23 protein-coding genes are annotated in these 16,778 nt (G+C 31.7%); 4 read left to right on the top strand and 19 right to left on the bottom strand.

The window, feature by feature from the left end; translation table 11 throughout:
* Nucleotides 1–135: 135 nt before the first annotated feature.
* The 4 genes from nusB (at nucleotide 136) to WBN21_RS07225 (ending at nucleotide 2,700) form a co-directional block, all read left to right on the top strand.
* Nucleotides 136–1,083, top strand: a complete 948-nt coding sequence (gene nusB, locus WBN21_RS07240; RefSeq protein ID WP_424198859.1) for a transcription antitermination factor NusB — start codon at nucleotides 136–138, stop codon at nucleotides 1,081–1,083.
* A 104-nt stretch (nucleotides 1,084–1,187) separates the two neighbouring features.
* Nucleotides 1,188–1,661, top strand: a complete 474-nt coding sequence (locus WBN21_RS07235; protein WP_424198857.1) for a DUF1573 domain-containing protein — start codon at nucleotides 1,188–1,190, stop codon at nucleotides 1,659–1,661.
* An 11-nt stretch (nucleotides 1,662–1,672) separates the two neighbouring features.
* Complete coding sequence (gene yajC, locus WBN21_RS07230) at nucleotides 1,673–1,966, top strand: preprotein translocase subunit YajC (protein WP_424198855.1); 294 nt, start codon at nucleotides 1,673–1,675, stop codon at nucleotides 1,964–1,966.
* 281 nt (nucleotides 1,967–2,247) lie between these two features.
* On the top strand, nucleotides 2,248–2,700 hold the full coding sequence (locus tag WBN21_RS07225) for a hypothetical protein (protein WP_424198853.1): 453 nt from the start codon (nucleotides 2,248–2,250) through the stop codon (nucleotides 2,698–2,700).
* 108 nt (nucleotides 2,701–2,808) lie between these two features.
* Here WBN21_RS07225 and WBN21_RS07220 read toward each other — a convergent pair whose 3' ends face one another.
* From WBN21_RS07220 to WBN21_RS07130, 19 genes are all read right to left on the bottom strand, one after another.
* Nucleotides 2,809–3,408 (bottom strand): YdeI/OmpD-associated family protein, encoded by a 600-nt coding sequence (locus WBN21_RS07220; protein ID WP_424198851.1) that lies wholly within the window; start codon nucleotides 3,406–3,408, stop codon nucleotides 2,809–2,811.
* A gap of 36 nt (nucleotides 3,409–3,444) precedes the next feature.
* Nucleotides 3,445–5,112: a formate--tetrahydrofolate ligase gene (locus WBN21_RS07215; protein WP_424198849.1), complete on the bottom strand. Its 1,668-nt coding sequence runs from the start codon at nucleotides 5,110–5,112 to the stop codon at nucleotides 3,445–3,447.
* A 159-nt stretch (nucleotides 5,113–5,271) separates the two neighbouring features.
* Complete coding sequence (locus tag WBN21_RS07210) at nucleotides 5,272–5,634, bottom strand: SnoaL-like domain-containing protein (RefSeq protein ID WP_424198848.1); 363 nt, start codon at nucleotides 5,632–5,634, stop codon at nucleotides 5,272–5,274.
* 101 nt (nucleotides 5,635–5,735) lie between these two features.
* Nucleotides 5,736–6,395 carry an acetyltransferase gene (locus tag WBN21_RS07205; RefSeq protein WP_424198846.1) on the bottom strand — a complete coding sequence of 220 codons (660 nt, stop codon included), beginning with the start codon at nucleotides 6,393–6,395 and terminating at the stop codon, nucleotides 5,736–5,738.
* Between the two features lie 55 nt (nucleotides 6,396–6,450).
* Complete coding sequence (locus WBN21_RS07200) at nucleotides 6,451–7,134, bottom strand: methyltransferase domain-containing protein (RefSeq protein ID WP_424198844.1); 684 nt, start codon at nucleotides 7,132–7,134, stop codon at nucleotides 6,451–6,453.
* 27 nt (nucleotides 7,135–7,161) lie between these two features.
* Nucleotides 7,162–7,878 carry an alpha/beta hydrolase gene (locus WBN21_RS07195; RefSeq protein ID WP_424198842.1) on the bottom strand — a complete coding sequence of 239 codons (717 nt, stop codon included), beginning with the start codon at nucleotides 7,876–7,878 and terminating at the stop codon, nucleotides 7,162–7,164.
* Between the two features lie 161 nt (nucleotides 7,879–8,039).
* Complete coding sequence (locus WBN21_RS07190) at nucleotides 8,040–9,344, bottom strand: cryptochrome/photolyase family protein (protein ID WP_424198840.1); 1,305 nt, start codon at nucleotides 9,342–9,344, stop codon at nucleotides 8,040–8,042.
* A 42-nt stretch (nucleotides 9,345–9,386) separates the two neighbouring features.
* Nucleotides 9,387–9,851: an SRPBCC family protein gene (locus tag WBN21_RS07185; protein WP_424198838.1), complete on the bottom strand. Its 465-nt coding sequence runs from the start codon at nucleotides 9,849–9,851 to the stop codon at nucleotides 9,387–9,389.
* 8 nt (nucleotides 9,852–9,859) lie between these two features.
* Nucleotides 9,860–10,321 carry a TspO/MBR family protein gene (locus WBN21_RS07180; protein ID WP_424198836.1) on the bottom strand — a complete coding sequence of 154 codons (462 nt, stop codon included), beginning with the start codon at nucleotides 10,319–10,321 and terminating at the stop codon, nucleotides 9,860–9,862.
* Nucleotides 10,308–10,487 (bottom strand): Lacal_2735 family protein, encoded by a 180-nt coding sequence (locus tag WBN21_RS07175; RefSeq protein WP_424198834.1) that lies wholly within the window; start codon nucleotides 10,485–10,487, stop codon nucleotides 10,308–10,310. The genes WBN21_RS07180 and WBN21_RS07175 overlap by 14 nt, the downstream gene beginning before the upstream one ends.
* A gap of 1 nt (nucleotide 10,488) precedes the next feature.
* A complete protein-coding gene (locus WBN21_RS07170; RefSeq protein ID WP_424198832.1) occupies nucleotides 10,489–11,028 on the bottom strand; it encodes a glutathione peroxidase in 540 nt (179 codons plus the stop codon).
* Between the two features lie 3 nt (nucleotides 11,029–11,031).
* Complete coding sequence (locus tag WBN21_RS07165; RefSeq protein WP_424198830.1) at nucleotides 11,032–11,715, bottom strand: SDR family NAD(P)-dependent oxidoreductase; 684 nt, start codon at nucleotides 11,713–11,715, stop codon at nucleotides 11,032–11,034.
* A 22-nt stretch (nucleotides 11,716–11,737) separates the two neighbouring features.
* The gene (locus WBN21_RS07160) at nucleotides 11,738–11,953 is read right to left on the bottom strand and encodes a hypothetical protein (RefSeq protein WP_424198829.1); all 216 of its coding nucleotides are present in this window, start codon (nucleotides 11,951–11,953) and stop codon (nucleotides 11,738–11,740) included.
* Between the two features lie 157 nt (nucleotides 11,954–12,110).
* Nucleotides 12,111–12,326 carry a hypothetical protein gene (locus WBN21_RS07155; RefSeq protein WP_424198827.1) on the bottom strand — a complete coding sequence of 72 codons (216 nt, stop codon included), beginning with the start codon at nucleotides 12,324–12,326 and terminating at the stop codon, nucleotides 12,111–12,113.
* Nucleotides 12,327–12,330: 4 nt separating this feature from the next.
* The gene (gene folE, locus WBN21_RS07150) at nucleotides 12,331–13,026 is read right to left on the bottom strand and encodes a GTP cyclohydrolase I FolE (protein ID WP_424198825.1); all 696 of its coding nucleotides are present in this window, start codon (nucleotides 13,024–13,026) and stop codon (nucleotides 12,331–12,333) included.
* Between the two features lie 49 nt (nucleotides 13,027–13,075).
* Entirely contained in the window at nucleotides 13,076–13,348 is a 273-nt protein-coding gene (locus WBN21_RS07145) for a TIGR03643 family protein (RefSeq protein ID WP_424198823.1), read from the bottom strand.
* Nucleotides 13,345–13,773, bottom strand: a complete 429-nt coding sequence (locus WBN21_RS07140; protein WP_424198822.1) for a hypothetical protein — start codon at nucleotides 13,771–13,773, stop codon at nucleotides 13,345–13,347. Before WBN21_RS07140 ends, WBN21_RS07145 begins: the two co-directional genes overlap by 4 nt.
* 123 nt (nucleotides 13,774–13,896) lie before the next feature.
* Nucleotides 13,897–15,378, bottom strand: a complete 1,482-nt coding sequence (locus WBN21_RS07135) for a deoxyribodipyrimidine photo-lyase/cryptochrome family protein (RefSeq protein WP_424198820.1) — start codon at nucleotides 15,376–15,378, stop codon at nucleotides 13,897–13,899.
* Nucleotides 15,368–16,778, bottom strand: a 1,411-nt coding sequence (locus WBN21_RS07130; RefSeq protein WP_424198818.1) for a cryptochrome/photolyase family protein, incomplete at its 5' end; no start/stop codon positions are given. The genes WBN21_RS07130 and WBN21_RS07135, both read right to left, overlap by 11 nt.

Genomic DNA, 16,778 nt, shown 5'->3' with positions numbered 1-16,778 from the left:
AGCCCGACGACGACCTTAGGAGGCGTAACGCCCAAATAACTTTAAATTTTATTATTAGGAACTAAATTATAGTGTTATTTTTGCGCCACTAAAAACAATGATACCTAATTCATATTTTTAATAAAGTTCTTTGTAATGATGCTAAATAGAAGACATATACGTGTAAAAGTAATGCAAACCATGTATGCTTTTAAAGGTAGTGAGAGTGACGATTTTAGTAAAGATCAGAAATTCTTGCTTTATAGTATTGATAATATGTACAACTTGTATTTGTTATTAATTTCGCTATTAATTGAGGTTCAAAAAAGGGCTGAAATCGACTTACAAAAGAAACAAAAAAAGCATCTTGCCACTAAAGAGGATAAGGACCCAAATAGAAAGTTTGTTAACAATCAGGTTTTAAAACTTTTAAAGGAGAATCTTCTCTTAAAAAATCAATTTGAAGTCAACAAAATCACCAATTGGGAATTGGACGGTGAATATGTAGATATTATTTTTAAAGATATCATTTCTAGCGATTTATATAAAGAATACATGAAAACTAGAGTGTCTGATTTTAAAGAAGACAAAGTTTTTATAGTGGATATTTTTAAAGATATTATAGCTCCAAACGAAAAGCTTTATGATTACATGGAAGACAAAAACCTGACTTGGTTAGATGATCTTCCAACGGTGAATACTACAATTTTAAAGCTACTTAGAAAGGTAAAAGAAACATCGGTTGAAAATTATTTTACACCGAAACTTTATAAGGATGTTGATGACAAACAATTTGCTATCGATTTATTTAAGAAAACACTTTTAAATGCCACCGATATAAATGTTGAGATTGATAATAAAACAAAAAACTGGGATTCGGAGCGTATTGCCACAGTTGATTTTGTTTTGCTTCAAATGGGGATTTGTGAGTTGAAAAACTTTCCTTCAATACCTGTAAAAGTGACTATTAACGAGTATTTAGAAATATCAAAAGAGTATTCTACACCAAAGAGTAGTGTTTTTATAAATGGTATTTTAGATAAGCTTGTTAAAGAGTATGAAGCTGCTGGGGAACTTAAAAAAGTAGGAAGAGGCTTAATGTAAGTGCTATTATTAATTGTTAATTATTGTTAAGAAGAATACATTTTTTTTTAATCGATTAAATAATTACTATTTTTGCTCAACTTTAAATTAAAAAAAGAACTATTATGAAAAAAATAATATTAGGACTTAGCGCCATATGCTTATTAGCATTTACTTCTTGTAAAGAGAATGCTGCTCAAAAAATTGACGATGCTAATGTTGCTGTTGCTGCAGAAAGAGATGCTGTTTCATCTAAATTTCCAGTAATTGAGTTTGATAAAACGGATCACGATTTTGGTGAAATTGAAGCTAAGGCTGCTGTAGAAACTACTTTTAAGTATACTAATACAGGTGACGCGCCTTTAGTTATTACAGATATTAAAAGTTCTTGTGGATGTACGGTGCCTCAAAACTGGAGTAGAGAGCCTTTATTACCTGGTGATTCTGGTGAGTTTTCTGTTAAATTTAACGGAAGCGGTGCTAATAAAATTACTAAAACTATAACGGTTACTGCTAATACTGAAAAAGGTGCTGAAGTGGTGAAAATTACGGCATTTGTAAAACCAGATCCTAACAAAGTTGTACCAGCTAAAAGCTAAATAAATTAATTATGGGAGAAGGTATTGGGCAATTTTTGCCATTTATTTTAATGTTTGTAGTTGTGTATTTCTTTATGATTGCACCGCAAATGAAACGTGCAAAAAAAGAAAAGAAATTTGCAGCCGAATTAAAACGTGGCGATAAGGTAATTACTAAAAGTGGATTACATGGTAAAATTGCTGACTTAAATGATAAAGACAACAGTTGTGTTATTGAAACTATGGCTGGAAAGCTTAAGTTTGATAGATCTGCAATTTCTATGGAATTGAGTTCTAAACTTAATGCTCCTGTGGCAGTAAAGTAGTTTTACTTTAAAATAGATTGTAAAAAAGCTTCCAATTTGGAGGCTTTTTTTGTGTCTATATATTTGTAAATCATAACCTAAATTTCTTATGTCGTTTATTTTGAATTTATATAGTAAATAATTTTAATACATTAATTTAACAACCAAAAAAAGTTGATGATATTTAAAATATTATAGTTGTATTAAGAATAAATTCTGCATTAAATCATAATTTATAATAGGGTAAATGAGGTTTTAATTGTCTTATAATTGAAACAATCATTTATTAAAACTTATTAATTATGTATTTATTCATGTTTTTTATAGCTTTTTTTGTTATCAATATTGGGGTTTTGTACACCTTTCAAGAGAAAAGTATAGTCGATAATCCAGCAAATAATAAGACTGATTTTTATAATACGAAAATTAGTTTTAGTGATTATTTTAAAGGAGAATGGAATAATAGAAAATTAAAACTCTCTCTTGATTTAAATAAAATGAGTTTTTCTGAAAAAAGAAAGTTTATTGAATCTAAACGTAAGCAAGAATTAAATCTGGAAAGAATTCAACTTGATAATAAACTTAAAACGCTGGTTTTTATATCTGATTTTGAATTGTATTTAACACATAATAAAATTGATAAAAGTAAATTTAGTAAAATGAGAGAGTTTGAAGATTTAAAATTATCTACTCAATCAAGTATTTTGGAATCTACAGAAAGAATTACTTGCTTAGGTGGTTCAAACAAGCTGTAAAATTTCAATTTTAACTTGAAAATTTTTTAATATAAATTAAAAATAAATGTAGTTGGTTAGGTTTTTTTTATGGTGGAAAAGCTTCCAATTTGGAAGCTTTTTTTTTGTTTAACAGTTTTTATATTTATCGTGTAAACCAGTACCTTGCAAAATCATAGGTGTGATTTTTTCCAGTCTTGTTTGTTTGGTAGCATCTCTTTTGGCTGTGTCAATATACTCACAATATTCACGTTGCTTGGATGGCGATAAGTTTTTAAAAGCTATTTGTAACACTTTATTGGAGTCTAATATTGCTTTAAGCTCATTAGGTAATATGATTTCTTTTTTACTGCGATCGGGTTTAATTTCTTTACCCAACTTTTGATTTTCAATAGCTTCTTTAACATACTTTAAAACAAGGTTTTTATCAATATCCTTTATGGATTCAAAACGCATTTGCCTTAAGGCCTTCGTTTTACTTTCTTGTGCATTAACTAGTAAGTTTTGTTCATCTTTCAAGAAAACGCCGTTAAAAAACCAAATACCAAAATGGTTTTTAAAAGCACCTAAGCCCAAAACGTTTTTACCGTTTACGCTATAAACAGGTGCGTTCCATTTAACTGTTTCTTCTACTTCTGTAGAATTTATAATGTCTCTAAGAATGCCCAATGCTTTACTAAAGTTTTGGTGTTCTTCAATGTATTCTTCAACTGAATTATTTTTTTTCATATCATTATACAATTTTAACTACTCAGGAAAATATAATTAAAATAATCCAGTAATCTCGCCATTTTCATCAATATCTATGCCTTCAGACGAAGGATGAGCAGGAAGCCCAGGCATTCGCATAATATCTCCAGTAATAGGAATTAAAAACCCTGCACCCGATGCAATTTCAATTTCTCTAACGGTAATTATAAAGTCTTTTGGGCGTCCTAATAATTTTGGGTTGTCTGATAATGATTTTTGAGTTTTAGCAATACAAACGGGCAAATGCTCTAATCCTAAATCAGCTATTCTGATTAGTTGAGCCTTTGCCTTAGAGGTGTAATCAACATGTTCAGCACCATAAATTTCGGTGGCAATGGTTTCGATTTTTTCTTTAATACTTGAGCTCCACCTATACAAAGGTTTAAAGTTGGATTTGTTTTCTTCAACAACCTCAATAACTTGTTTAGCTAATTCTAATGCACCTTCACCACCTTTAGCCCAAACATCAGCTAAAGCAACTTTAATACCTTTAGATTCCGCATAATTCATAATTAATTCAATTTCAGCATCACTATCAGAAGCAAATTTGTTTATGGCTATTATTGGCGTTACCTGAAACTTTCCAATGTTTTCAAGATGTTTTTCTAAATTAGGAATTCCTTTTTTTAAGGCTTCTAAATTTGGTACAGTAAGTGATTTTAAATCAGCTCCTCCATGATATTTTAAGGCTCTAATGGTGGTAGTAAGCACCACAGCTTTGGGTTTTAAATCGGCACTTTGACATTTAATATCAAAAAATTTCTCAGCACCCAAATCAAAACCAAATCCAGCTTCGGTTACTGTAAATTCAGAATAGGTCATGCCCATTAATGTGGCAATTACTGAGTTTGTGCCTTGAGCAATATTAGCAAAAGGACCACCATGAATTATGGCTGGATTTCCTTCTATAGTTTGAACTAAATTTGGTTTTATGGCGTCCTTTAAAAGTGCAGTCATAGCGCCCTGAGCTTTTAAATCTCGCGCATAAATTGGTTTTTTATCAAAAGTATATCCAATAAAAATATTACCTAATCGCTCTTTTAAATCCATTAAATTTTCAGCTAAACAAAGTATAGCCATAATTTCAGAAGCAGCGGTAATATCAAATCCAGTTTCCCTAGGAACACCAGATGTTGTGCCACCTAAGCCAACAATAATACGCCTTAACGCTCTATCATTAATATCTACCACACGTTTCCAACTTATGGTTCTAGGGTCGATATGTAACGAGTTTGTTTTACTTTGAATGTTGTTATCAATTATGGCAGAAAGTAAATTATGCGATTTTTCAATGGCAGCAAAATCACCAGTAAAGTGTAAATTAATATCTTCCATAGGGAGTACTTGCGAATAGCCACCACCAGTAGCACCTCCTTTAATCCCGAAAACAGGACCTAATGAAGGTTCTCTTAAAACCACCGTTGTCTTTTTATTTAACCGATTTAGGCCTTCAGATAGGCCAATAGACATGGTAGTTTTCCCTTCCCCTGCTGGCGTGGGAGAAATAGCGGAAACCAAAATAAGATGACTCTTATCTGCCTTGTTTTTATCAATACAGCTTAAAGGTATTTTGGCTTTGTATTTTCCATACATTTCAATGCTTTCTTTATCAACTCCAAATTTCTCAGCAATTTTAGTAATGGGAGCAAGGGTTATAGTTTTAGCAATTTGTATGTCTGTCATAATCTTGAATTATATTTTATAAAAATTTAGAAATTTAAAAGTATGAAATTTAGATTTTAGAAATTGTGATTTTTGTCATTCCCAAATCCTTAATGCTATTAAAAGCAAAAACCCCAATAAAGCATTGAGGTTATGTATTATTTCGTTAAAAAAAATGAATTACATAGTATAAAAAAACTGCTCGTTAACAATTTTACCATCGTTAACCTCAAACACACAAACTTCTTCCATTTGCTGTCTTCCGCGGTCTTTAAATGTAACATCAAAACTCATTTTAGCCGTAAAATGGTTATCGGCTACTAGAGGTTCAGAGATTTCTCCACCATGAAATTCTACAACATTATCTAACCATTGTTTGCTCTTTTTCCAAACGTTTTGTTTACCTGTAACCACTTCGCCATAAGGCACACCAGGCATTTCTTTACTCGTTACATTTTCGCCGTAAAGCTCTTCAATGCATTCCATGTTTTTGCCCTCACGACACATTTGCACCCACTTATTTGCTACTTCTTTTGTATTCATAATTTTAGTTTGTTTTGGTGATTTATAAAAGTACCAAAAAAATAAATACTTAAATCTTAATTAAATGTTATGTTTTTTAAATGCAAATGGTTGTATGGGCATTATTTAGACCAAGTTCTCTTAATAACTCTTGCAGGGTTCCCTGCTACAATAACATTATCTTCTTGGTCTTTATTCACAACTGAATTTGCAGCAACCTGAACATTTTTACCTATTTTAACACCAGGAAGTACAGCCGAACCAAGACCCAAAAAAGAAAAATCCCCAATGGTGACATTGCCTCCTAATAATACTCCTGGAGTTATGTGACAGTAATCGCCAATATTACTATCGTGACCAATACATGTTAAAGCACTAATTATAGTGCCTTTACCAATTTTGCTATCTGCACCAATAACAGCCTGTGCATGAATCATGGTGCCATGCCCTATAGGTGAATTGTTCATAACGTTTGCAGCAGGATGTGCAATGGTTGCTATTTTAAAACCTTTAGATATTAAGTCTTCAGTAATTTTTGCTCGAAGCTGGTTGTCACCAATAGCGACAAAACAACTCATGATTTTGGCCTCTTGCAAATGAGATATATCATTTCTATATCCTACAATTTTATAACCTAGAATATCAATATCTTCTTTCTGCAACCCTGGATCAGCGAGCAAACCGAAAATGTCCCATTTGCCCTCTGCTTCAATAATTCTAATCACCGATTTTGCATGACCGCCGGTGCCAAAAACTAAAATTTTAGGATTTGTTTTCTTCATGTAAATCTTCTGTTTATTATTAAATATGTTCTTTTTATGGAAATGACATATAGCATTATTCGGTTATGAACAACACCTCAAATTCAAGATAATCTATTGGATAATTTTTTATCAAATCCTTCATGTTTTTATAATCAAGAATATTACGTGCACCGCTGACACCGCTTTTCTTTATATAACGAAACATGTCCAATGTGGAAATAAATGAAAGCTTATAGTTTATGGTTTCATAGTGTGCATTAAAATACTTGTTAGCAAGTGATGTTACTTCCTCTGTAGTTCGTAAAAGCGGAGGTATTTTTGCTGTTTCAAATACTGTTTTAAAAGTATTTGCAGTAAAAATGGCAAATGAAATCGGGGCATCAAGATTCTTAATGTGTTTAAAAGTTGCATCAAGATTTTTAGCCCATTGTAAAGATGATGAGGAAAAAATTCGGTTTATTTTATATTGGCGGAGTTTATCAAATAACATAGAATCATTAAAATCGCCAACAATGCATTTCACACCTTTATTACGAGCGTGGATTTGCAACATTTCTTTAGAAAAATCTACGGCATAAAAATCATCAACTGGCCAGTTAATTGAATTATACAAACTACCGGTGCCACACCCTAAATCAAGAATAGAACCTGGCTTTGAGGTGGTTTTATTTATTAGATTTTCTGCAACCTTTTTCTGAATAAAGCTATAATTCTCGTAATTTTTGGCATTAAAGGAAAATTGGTTTTTTACAGACATATGATAAAAGATGAAAAGTGTATTTTTTTAAAACACCATAGTTATTTTTGAAACAAGCGCTTTAGGTGATGAGAAGAATGGGGAATGACTACTATCCATTGAAAGCACTTTTTGCCAGCTAAATTCAGCATACATTTTCCTTTGCATGGTGATTGAAATTGCTTTATCTCTCAAGCATTCGATATATATTTTTGGAACCCTTTCAAATTTCTCATTAGTAATATTTAGTCTTGCTTTTATTGGAGCAAAAGATTGTGGTGAGACAAGGGATTTTGCTCGTGAAATATCTTCATCAGAACAATCTCCATAAAAAACATTTTTAATCTCATTTTCATTTAACCGTATACTGCTCATATCTTTACTGAATTCAATATTGTGAATTAATAATGATTCTGCATCTTTCCTTATGAAGGGTAAAATCGATTCCTCATTTTTTAAAACAAAAGCCGCGATATAAACCAACTTTTCTATTTTATTTGATCTATATTCTGCAACTTGGCTCATAATTAAACCTCCCATACTATGGCCAACTAGAATTACTTGTTCCTCCAAGGAATCTATTATTTCGCAAATATAATCTGTATAAGCTTTTAAAGACACTTCTTTAACAGGGATTTTATCCTTTCCATGTCCTGGTAAATCAGGCGCAATAACTTTATGTCCTTGTTTTTCAAGAATTGGAATAACTTTATCCCAACACCATGCCCCATGCCATGCTCCATGGATTAATAAATAAGTATTCATATATTAATTTCTTTGTTTATTTATTACGTGTGTATAAAACACATAAATAATAGAAGGGAAAATTTTCGTGATTTTAATTTTTAAAGTAAAACTCAAGTTTTAGAAAAACTAATTATACTAAATTAGTTATTTTTTTTGATATAATCACGAGAGCATTTAGACTAATTTAAGGCTGCCTTATAAGTATCCAAACACCGTTCTCTAGCAAATTTATGATCTACAATGGGCTTTGGATAAGTGAGTTCTTGAAAATTTGGAACCCATTGTTTAATGTAGTTTAAGTTTTTATCGAATTTCTGTATTTGCGTAGTAGGATTAAAAATCCTGAAGTATGGGGCAGCATCAACACCGCAACCAGCAACCCATTGCCAATTGCCAACATTACTTGCCATGTCGTAATCATGTAATTTTTCGGCAAAATAAGCTTCGCCCCAACGCCAATCAATTAATAAATGTTTACATAAAAAACTACCTACTAACATCCTTACGCGGTTGTGCATAAAACCAGTTTCGTTAAGTTGGCGCATACCTGCATCTACCAACGGATAGCCTGTTTTACCTTCGCACCACGCTTTAAATTCTGTTTCATTATTTCGCCATTCAATGCGATCGTATTTAGGTTTAAAACTTGAATCTTTCGTATGTGGGAAATGCCAAAGAATTTGCATAAAAAATTCGCGCCAAATTAGTTCCTGCCAAAATATTTCATTTTCTTCTGCAATAGCTTTTTCCACCATTCTGCGCACGCTTACCGTTCCAAAACGTAAGTGAGGGCCTAATTTTGAGGTGCTGTCTTTAGCAGGGAAATTTCTTGTGGCTTCGTATTCTTGAATTAAAGTTGGAGTTACTGTATAAGGTGTGATTTCTTGGCTAGATTTAACGAAACCAATATCTGATAGACTTAAATTAGGTAAATCCATACCAGGCATTAAATTATCAAGTAACTTTTCAGAAGGGTGAAAATCAAAATGTAGATTCCAAAATGTTTCTTTCCAACGTTTCATGTATGGCGTATAAACCAAATAGGGTTTGCCATCACTTTTTGTAACATCATCTTTTTCAAAAATGACTTGGTCTTTAAAAGTTTGGAATTGAATATTGTTTTCAGTTAAAAACCTATTAATTTCTTCATCGCGAGTTTTTGCATAAGGCTCATAATCGCGATTGGTAAAAACGGATTCTATTGTATAATTTTTGACTAAATTTTTAAAAACTTCAATAGGTTTTCCATGAAAAAATGCTAAACTTGAACCAAAATCGGTTTTTAATTTATTATTTATTTGCTGCAAGATTTCATGAATAAAAGTTACTCGTGCATCATTTTCTGGTAACCTTTCAAGTATGTCTTCGTCAAAAATAAAAATGGGTAATACAGGATTATTACTGCTTAAAGCCTCATAGAGACCAACATTATCATCTAATCTTAAATCGCGTCGAAACCAAAAAATATTTACTGTTTGCTTCATTCAAAAACTCAAATTTATTTCCGCGAAAGCGAAAATTAAATATTATTTATAAACTCCAAAAAGAGCTTCTAATTTTTTAGTTCTGTAGTTAAAAATCTCTTCTAATTTAGGTTTCACAACAATCGGATGAGCTAATTGTCCAAGTAAACCAAAAGGTACTTTGTAATCTATAATATCTTCCATTTCAACACCGCCATCAATTTCCTTTATAAAATGCTTATGGTGCCATAAGGCGTAAGGGCCAAATCGTTGCTCATCTACAAAATAATGTTTGTCTACGGCGTGTGTAATTTCAGTAACCCATTTGGTTTTTATACCTAAAACGGGGGTTACTATGTATTGAATTATTTGACCTGCAAACATAGGTCTGTCAGCACCAGATAAAATTTCAAAACCCATATAATCAGGTGTAATGGTTTTTAAGTTTCTTGGGTCTGACAAAAAATCCCAGGCCTGGTCAATGGTAATTGGTAAGTTTTGTTTTTTATGTAGTCTGTATATTTTCATTGGTTGATTTAATTATTCAATAGTATGTATCCATTTAATGAAGTAGCAATAAAGAGCCAGATTAAATAGGGTAGTATAAGTAGGGTTTTTAAGGCCATTTCTTCTTTAAAAGAGAATGTAAACGTAGCAACAACGAATGTTAATAATAGAATGACTGTAAAGCCAGCACCAACAAGATGTTGATTAAAAAAAATGTAATTCCAAATAACGTTTAAAATAAATTGTATTGTAAATAATGCAATAATTTTGGTAGTTGGAATTAACTTGTATAAATAGGCCATGTAGATGGCAAAACAAATCATTATAGTGGTCCAAGCTACTCCAAAAACCCAACCTGGAGGTGTCCAAGGTGCTTGATTTAAATTTATGTACCAATCTGTTTGTGGGCCATTATTCATCAGCCAACTGCCAATTGCCAAAGCCCCAAAATTTATAACTAAAAAAACAATAAGGTACTTAAGCAGCTTCATTTTTTAGTTTGTTTAACTGTTCGGCAATAAGTTGTGCTTCTGCATATTTTTCGTCGCTAGCAGACCTGTTTATGGATGACAAATCATGCCATTCTTTCATTAATTTTTTAAACTTTTCCTCTAGTTTTTCTATTTTCGATTTCTTTTTAAATAACCCGAACATCATTTTATTGTTTTAAGTGTTTTGTGATTTTTGAACTCAACGGACTTGTAGTTGACATATAATAATCAACAAGCTTTCCGTTTTTATCAACTAAGTATTTTTGGAAATTCCATTTTACAGTTGAACTTTTTACGCCGTTGTTAATGCTTTGGGTTAGCCAAGTATACAATGGATGTTGATTTTTTCCTTTGACATCAATTTTTTCTGTGATTAAGAATGTTACACCGTAATTCATTTCGCAAAACGACGTAATTGTTTCAGCATTTCCTGGTTCTTGACCGCCAAATTGGTTACACGGTACGCCAATTATTTGAATTTTGTCTTGATATTGATTATATAACTCTTGTAAGTCTTTATACTGCGGTGTAAATCCACATTTCGAGGCTACATTTACAAATAGTATATGTTTTCCTTTAAATTGCGATAACTCAATGGGTTTGCCATTTAAAGCATTAATTTTTATGTCGTAAACCGAATCGACCTTCATTTTCACATGATTTTTTTTTAAACTTATGGTAGCTAAAAATGCTTTTAGTGGATTCATAGGTTATATTTTAAAGCTTACAATCCCGCAATCCATTTCGAAAATCTGACCCGAAATAGAAGCGCAACTATCTGATAACAGAAAGGCTGCCATATCTGCAACTTCATTTGGCGATAAAAACTTTTTAAGCGGATGGCGATCTGTGATATTTTCAATCATCTTTTCGTTTCGTAATAATTTTGAAGATAGTTCTGTATCTGTTACGGTTGGCGCGATGGCATTAACCCTAATGGAAGGTGCTAATTCGGCTCCTAAGGATTTTACTAAACCTTCAATACCAGATTTTGATACAGCGATACTTGCATGATATGGCATGCCTAATTTTGCTGCTACCGTACTAAAAAGTACCATAGAAGGGTTGGTTCCATTTTTTAAAATAGGAAGATATTTTTGAATCGCCTTAACGGCACCGAGCACGTTGATTTCAAAATCGTTTTTAAAATCGTCAATACTTAATCTAGAAATGGGTTTTAAATTGATACTACCAGGGCAATAAACTAGACCGTCTGCTGCTTTAATTTCCGGTAAATCATTTTGAGTAATATCGCAGGTATGGTGAGTCAGGTTTTTATGCGATATTTCAGGAATACTTCTGCTAATGTTTATAACATTGCAATTGGCTAAAAGCTTTTCAACTAAAGCTTTACCAATACCCTTACTTCCACCAACAATTATTATTGTTTTCATAGGTTTCAGGGCATTTTGTTTGTTATGGCCTGCCCTTTAGCCTTTTTTCAATTTTTTGTTTAATAACGGTTAAACGTTTCATAAGATCCATAATCTCTGGGTCTTTGTCTTTCTTATAAATGTCGTTTAAACTTAATATTAAGTCTTTTACTTCTCTAGACGATTCAATGCGCTCACTTGTTGTTTTAAAAGTGTGCCTACGCTGCTCAAATTCTAAAGCTTTATCAATAATCTCCATAATTCTTATTTAATCTTTAATCTAAATTAATTGGTAAAATTTATATACCAATTTTGCCAATATAGTAAATTATGGCAGATTAACTCTTTTTATAATGAATTATTAGGTAAATTTTAATATTTGCAGAATATTTTGCAGATATTTTAGATATAGCAATTTACATTCTGCCTTTTAGGCGCTTTTCTACTTTTCTTTTTATAGCGGTTAAGCGTTTCATAATATCCATGATTTTCTCATCTTTTTTTATTTTATAAATCTGATTTAAATCTAAGATTAGAGCTTTTGCTTCTCTCGAAAGCTTTACACGATCGCTGGTTGATAATGATCTCATTTTTCTTTGTTCAAATTCTAATGCTTTGTCTATTAATTCCATAATTCTAATTATTTATATAATTCTGTAGTTCTGTAATTTTCTCTGAAGTATTAAATCTACCTCCATAAAAAGCTGTAACTGTAGAAGATGTATCATCTTTAATCCCTCTTGAAGACACACATAAATGTTTGGCATCAATAATAACCGCAACATCTTCGGTTTCTAAAATTGATTTTAATTCGTTTGCTATTTGATTGGTTAAACGCTCTTGTACTTGCGGGCGTTTAGCAAAATATTGAACAATTCTATTTAGTTTAGATAACCCTATAACTTTTCCAGAGGATATATATGCAACATGTGCTTTACCTATAATTGGTACAAAATGATGCTCGCAATTAGAATAAAATGTAATATTCTTTTCCACCAACATTTGATTGTACTTGTATTTATTTTCAAATAGAGCAATATTAGGTTTGTTAGCAGGATTCAAACCAGAAAATATCTCATCAATATACATTTTTGCAACACGTTCAGGAGTGCCTTGTAAGGAGTCATCATTTATATCTAGTCCCATAACATCCATGATTTCTTCGAATAAAATGGCAATACGTTCTTTTTTTTCCGAATCGCTTAGTTTGAAAGCATCCTTTTTCATGGGTGTTTCCAAACCTGTTGAAAGGTGGTCGTCTCCAATATCTTCAAACGAGAAGCCGTTTAATTTTTGTCCGTTTGTCTTTTTTTCTAATGTGTCTGTTTTCATATCCTCTTTTTTATGTGCTGTATTAATTATGATAATTAATCAAAGCACGTTAACGTTTTGAAATTTTATTATGGGTAATTTGTTTTTGTCTGCTACATTTAAATCTTCCTTTATCAAAAACTCTTAATTTTTCATGTTTTGTTTGTCGTCCCTGAACTCGTTTACGCCAAAGTTTAAAACTGCTAAGCTTTAATTCTTTACGCATGAGTTCAATAACTTCTTGCTCTTTTAAACCAAATTGAAATTTAATGGCATCAAAAGTGGTTCTATCTTCCCAAGCCATTTCTATAATTCTGTCTGTTTGTATGATGGATAGACTCATAAAGCTTGAAAGTTATATTGTTCGTCGTATTTAATCTTCTCATCTAACATTTTTTCAAAAAAGCGTTTGTTTTCTTTAAACGTTTTGTTGTTTCTAAAATGAATAAATCGACCTTGAGCATGAATACTAGCACCATTGGTTTTATATACCACTAACTGATAGTAGGGAATTGCCCAAGTGAAATTTTTAAGACCTTTATTTATAAAAATTAAAATGCCGTTTTTTCGAAGTTCTAAATTTGCATAATTAACATCTGAAATAATATTCATAAAAGATTGAAGATTCGGACTCACTTCATCTATTATCATGCGTTTAGACCCAATACCTCTCATTTTTATCGATTCTAAAAGCGTAAAGGAACGCCCAACCAAATCTTCTAAAATTTGCTTGTCCTCTTTATTGTGATATGTTGAATCTAGGATCATATTACTACTTTATAATCCAAATATACAAAATGTTTAACTAATTATAAAATAAGTTAAACAAAAAATCATATTGTTCCATTGATAAAACTTATTGCTTGGCATAGATAATTGATAATTAAACCCTTATAAGTTTGAAGATCTGTGATTTAGTGTGTGTTTTTTTAGTATCCTCTTGTTTTCTTCAATTACCTTTTTATTTTTTCTAAACTGCCATAAGGACTCACCAGCTTTTTTTCTAGATTTATCTAAATCTACAATTGGATTAGGGTAGTCTATACCAAGTTTAAAGTTGTAGAATTGCTGTTCCATTTCTGTCATGAAATATGGTTGGTGTGCGAAAGGTGTATCTAGTGCACGCAATTCGGGAACCCACTTTTTAATGAATGTTGCTTCTGGGTCGTATTCTAGACTATTTTTTATTGGGTTATAAATTCTGAGCATATTTACTCCTGTTTCTCCTGCTTGCATTTGCAATTGCGGAAAGTGAATTCCAGGCTCAAAATCTAAAAACATTTGCGATAAATGAGTAGTTGCCTCTTGCCATGGTTGCCATAGGTTGTGTGTAAAAAATGAAACGACTAAGGCACGCATTCTGAAATTTAAATATCCTGTTTCATTTAAACAACGCATGCAAGCATCAACAAGTGGGTAACCTGTTTGTCCAATTTTCCAAGCTTCTTGATATGTTTTGGATACGCTTTTTTTTAGTTTATGAAAACCTTTGTTAATACTGGCTTCTTCCATGGTATGTTCCATTTCAAACTTTTGAATAAAATGTGCTTGCCAACGCAAACGCGACATAAATGCTTCGAGTGCTTTTTTGTGTTTTGATGTGTTTTTTAAGTGAAAAGCTTCATGATACACTTCTCTAACCGATAGGTTTCCCCATGCGATATAAGGAGAAATTCTACTACAACTACTTCTTGCCAATTCTGGTTTTGAAATATTTAATATATAATTTGGATACCTTTCTTTAAAAAAAGATTTTAAGTACTTAAGTCCCATGGTGCGCCCTCCTTTTTGAAAAGGAGAGTGGTTATCTGTTTGTAAATTTGGTAGTTTAAAATATGCTTCTAGTGTCTCAATCTCTTTAATGGTCAATAATTGATTACTGTCAGGATTAAATGGGAGTGGCTCGATTTCATAAAAGGCATTACATAATTCATCCCAGTTTTCTCTGTTTTCTATTCCTCTTCTAACTCCATTATTTATGTTTTCGTGCCATGATATTAAGTTGTTTTTGCAAAATCGTATGAAATTCTTATCTCTTTCAAAAGTTACTAAAATACCAGTTTCTTGATGTGAAAAAATATCAGATATTTTATAGTTGCTTAGGAGTTGATTAAATACAGCAATAATATTAGATTGTACTATTAAAACTTTTGAATTGAATGGCGCTAAAGCTGTATTTAAATCTTTTAAAGATTCTTTAATAAAATCCCAATGACGCTTACTATAGTGGGAATTGTTTAATAAAATAGGTTCAAAACTATAAAGTATTAAAACGCGTTTTCCAGTTTTCAAAGCATTAAAAATGGCTTCATTATCGTATAAACGTAAATCGCGTTTTAACCAAACTACGTGTATTTGGGGTTTAGTATTCATTTTGATGCGCTATTATATGTTGTGCTTTTTCTTTTATTTTTTGTAATTCAGAGGGGTTCATTTTATCTAATAAACTATACATCATGCCCATTCTAAAATTGGTTCCTAATTGCGCTCGTTTTTCATCTAAGAAATGCCAATACAAACTATTGAACGGACATGCATCTGCTTCTAGCTTTTTGTTTTTGTTGTAATGGCAATCTGTACAATAATTACTCATTTTATTAATGTATGAACCTGATGATACATAGGGTTTTGTTGCTATTTTACCACCATCAGCAAACTGGCTCATACCTCGAGTATTAGTGAGTTGTACCCATTCTATGGCATCTACATAAATACCTAAATACCAATTATCAACGTCGTCTGGGTGCGTTTGTGTTAAAAGCGCATAATTACCGGTAATCATTAATCGCTGGATATGGTGCGAATAACCATTGTCTAAAGCGTTTGTAATAGCGTGTTTTAAACAATTCATTTTAGTATTACCAGTCCAGAAAAAATCAGCAAGTTTATTGTGGTTGTCTAACTTGTTTTCTTGGTTGTACTCTGGCATAAACGCCCAATACATACCTCGCATATACTCGCGCCATCCAATAACCTGCCTAATAAAACCTTCTACTTGAGAAATATGAATGGTGTCACCAACTTTTCTGTAATAATTAATAACAGTAGACACCACGTCTTTAGCAGAAATAAGCTTTAAATTCATGGCGAATGATAATCGCGAATGGAATAAATAATCCTCATCAGTATGCATCGCATCTTGGTAGTCTCCAAAATGAATTAAAAGCGTTTCACAAAAATATTTTAGTTGTTCTAAAGCTTGCGCTCTGGTAATAGGATAGGGGAATGTTTTAGTTTTAAAGTGTCCAATGGTATTAATATCCGTTTCCCCTAAGTCTTCTATTATTTCAGAAACATCATTTTTAAATAATTTGTATTTGGGAATGTCAACATCGCCTTTCCATTTGTTTCTGTTGCTTTTATCGTAATTCCATTTGCCGCCCTCAGGTTGGTTCGCAACTATCAGGATATCATGTTTTTTACGCATATCTCGGTAAAAATTTTCCATGAGATACTGTTTTTTGCCTTCAAAGAAATTTTTTAAATCGCTGCGTTTCGTTAAAAAATGTTCTGTGGAATATACTTCAGACTTAATACTTAATTCGCTACAGAAATCGTTGAGTTGTTTGTCGAGCCTATATTCATCAGGAAAAAGGTATTCAAACTTTTCAATGTTATTTTCTTGAATTAAAAATGAAAGATTCTTGGTTAAACTTTGCTTATTGTTTTCATCATTTATTTTTAGATAAATAACATTATGATTTTTTGTTTTTAAATCTTCTGAAAACTGACGCATTGCAGCAAAAAATCCAATAACTTTTTGAATGTGATGT

Source organism: Algibacter sp., assembly GCF_049667265.1.
In the GTDB taxonomy this organism is placed as follows: domain Bacteria; phylum Bacteroidota; class Bacteroidia; order Flavobacteriales; family Flavobacteriaceae; genus Algibacter_B.
The sequence above is the reverse complement of the archived record's forward strand: the minus strand, read 5'-3'. Positions and strand labels throughout refer to the sequence as shown.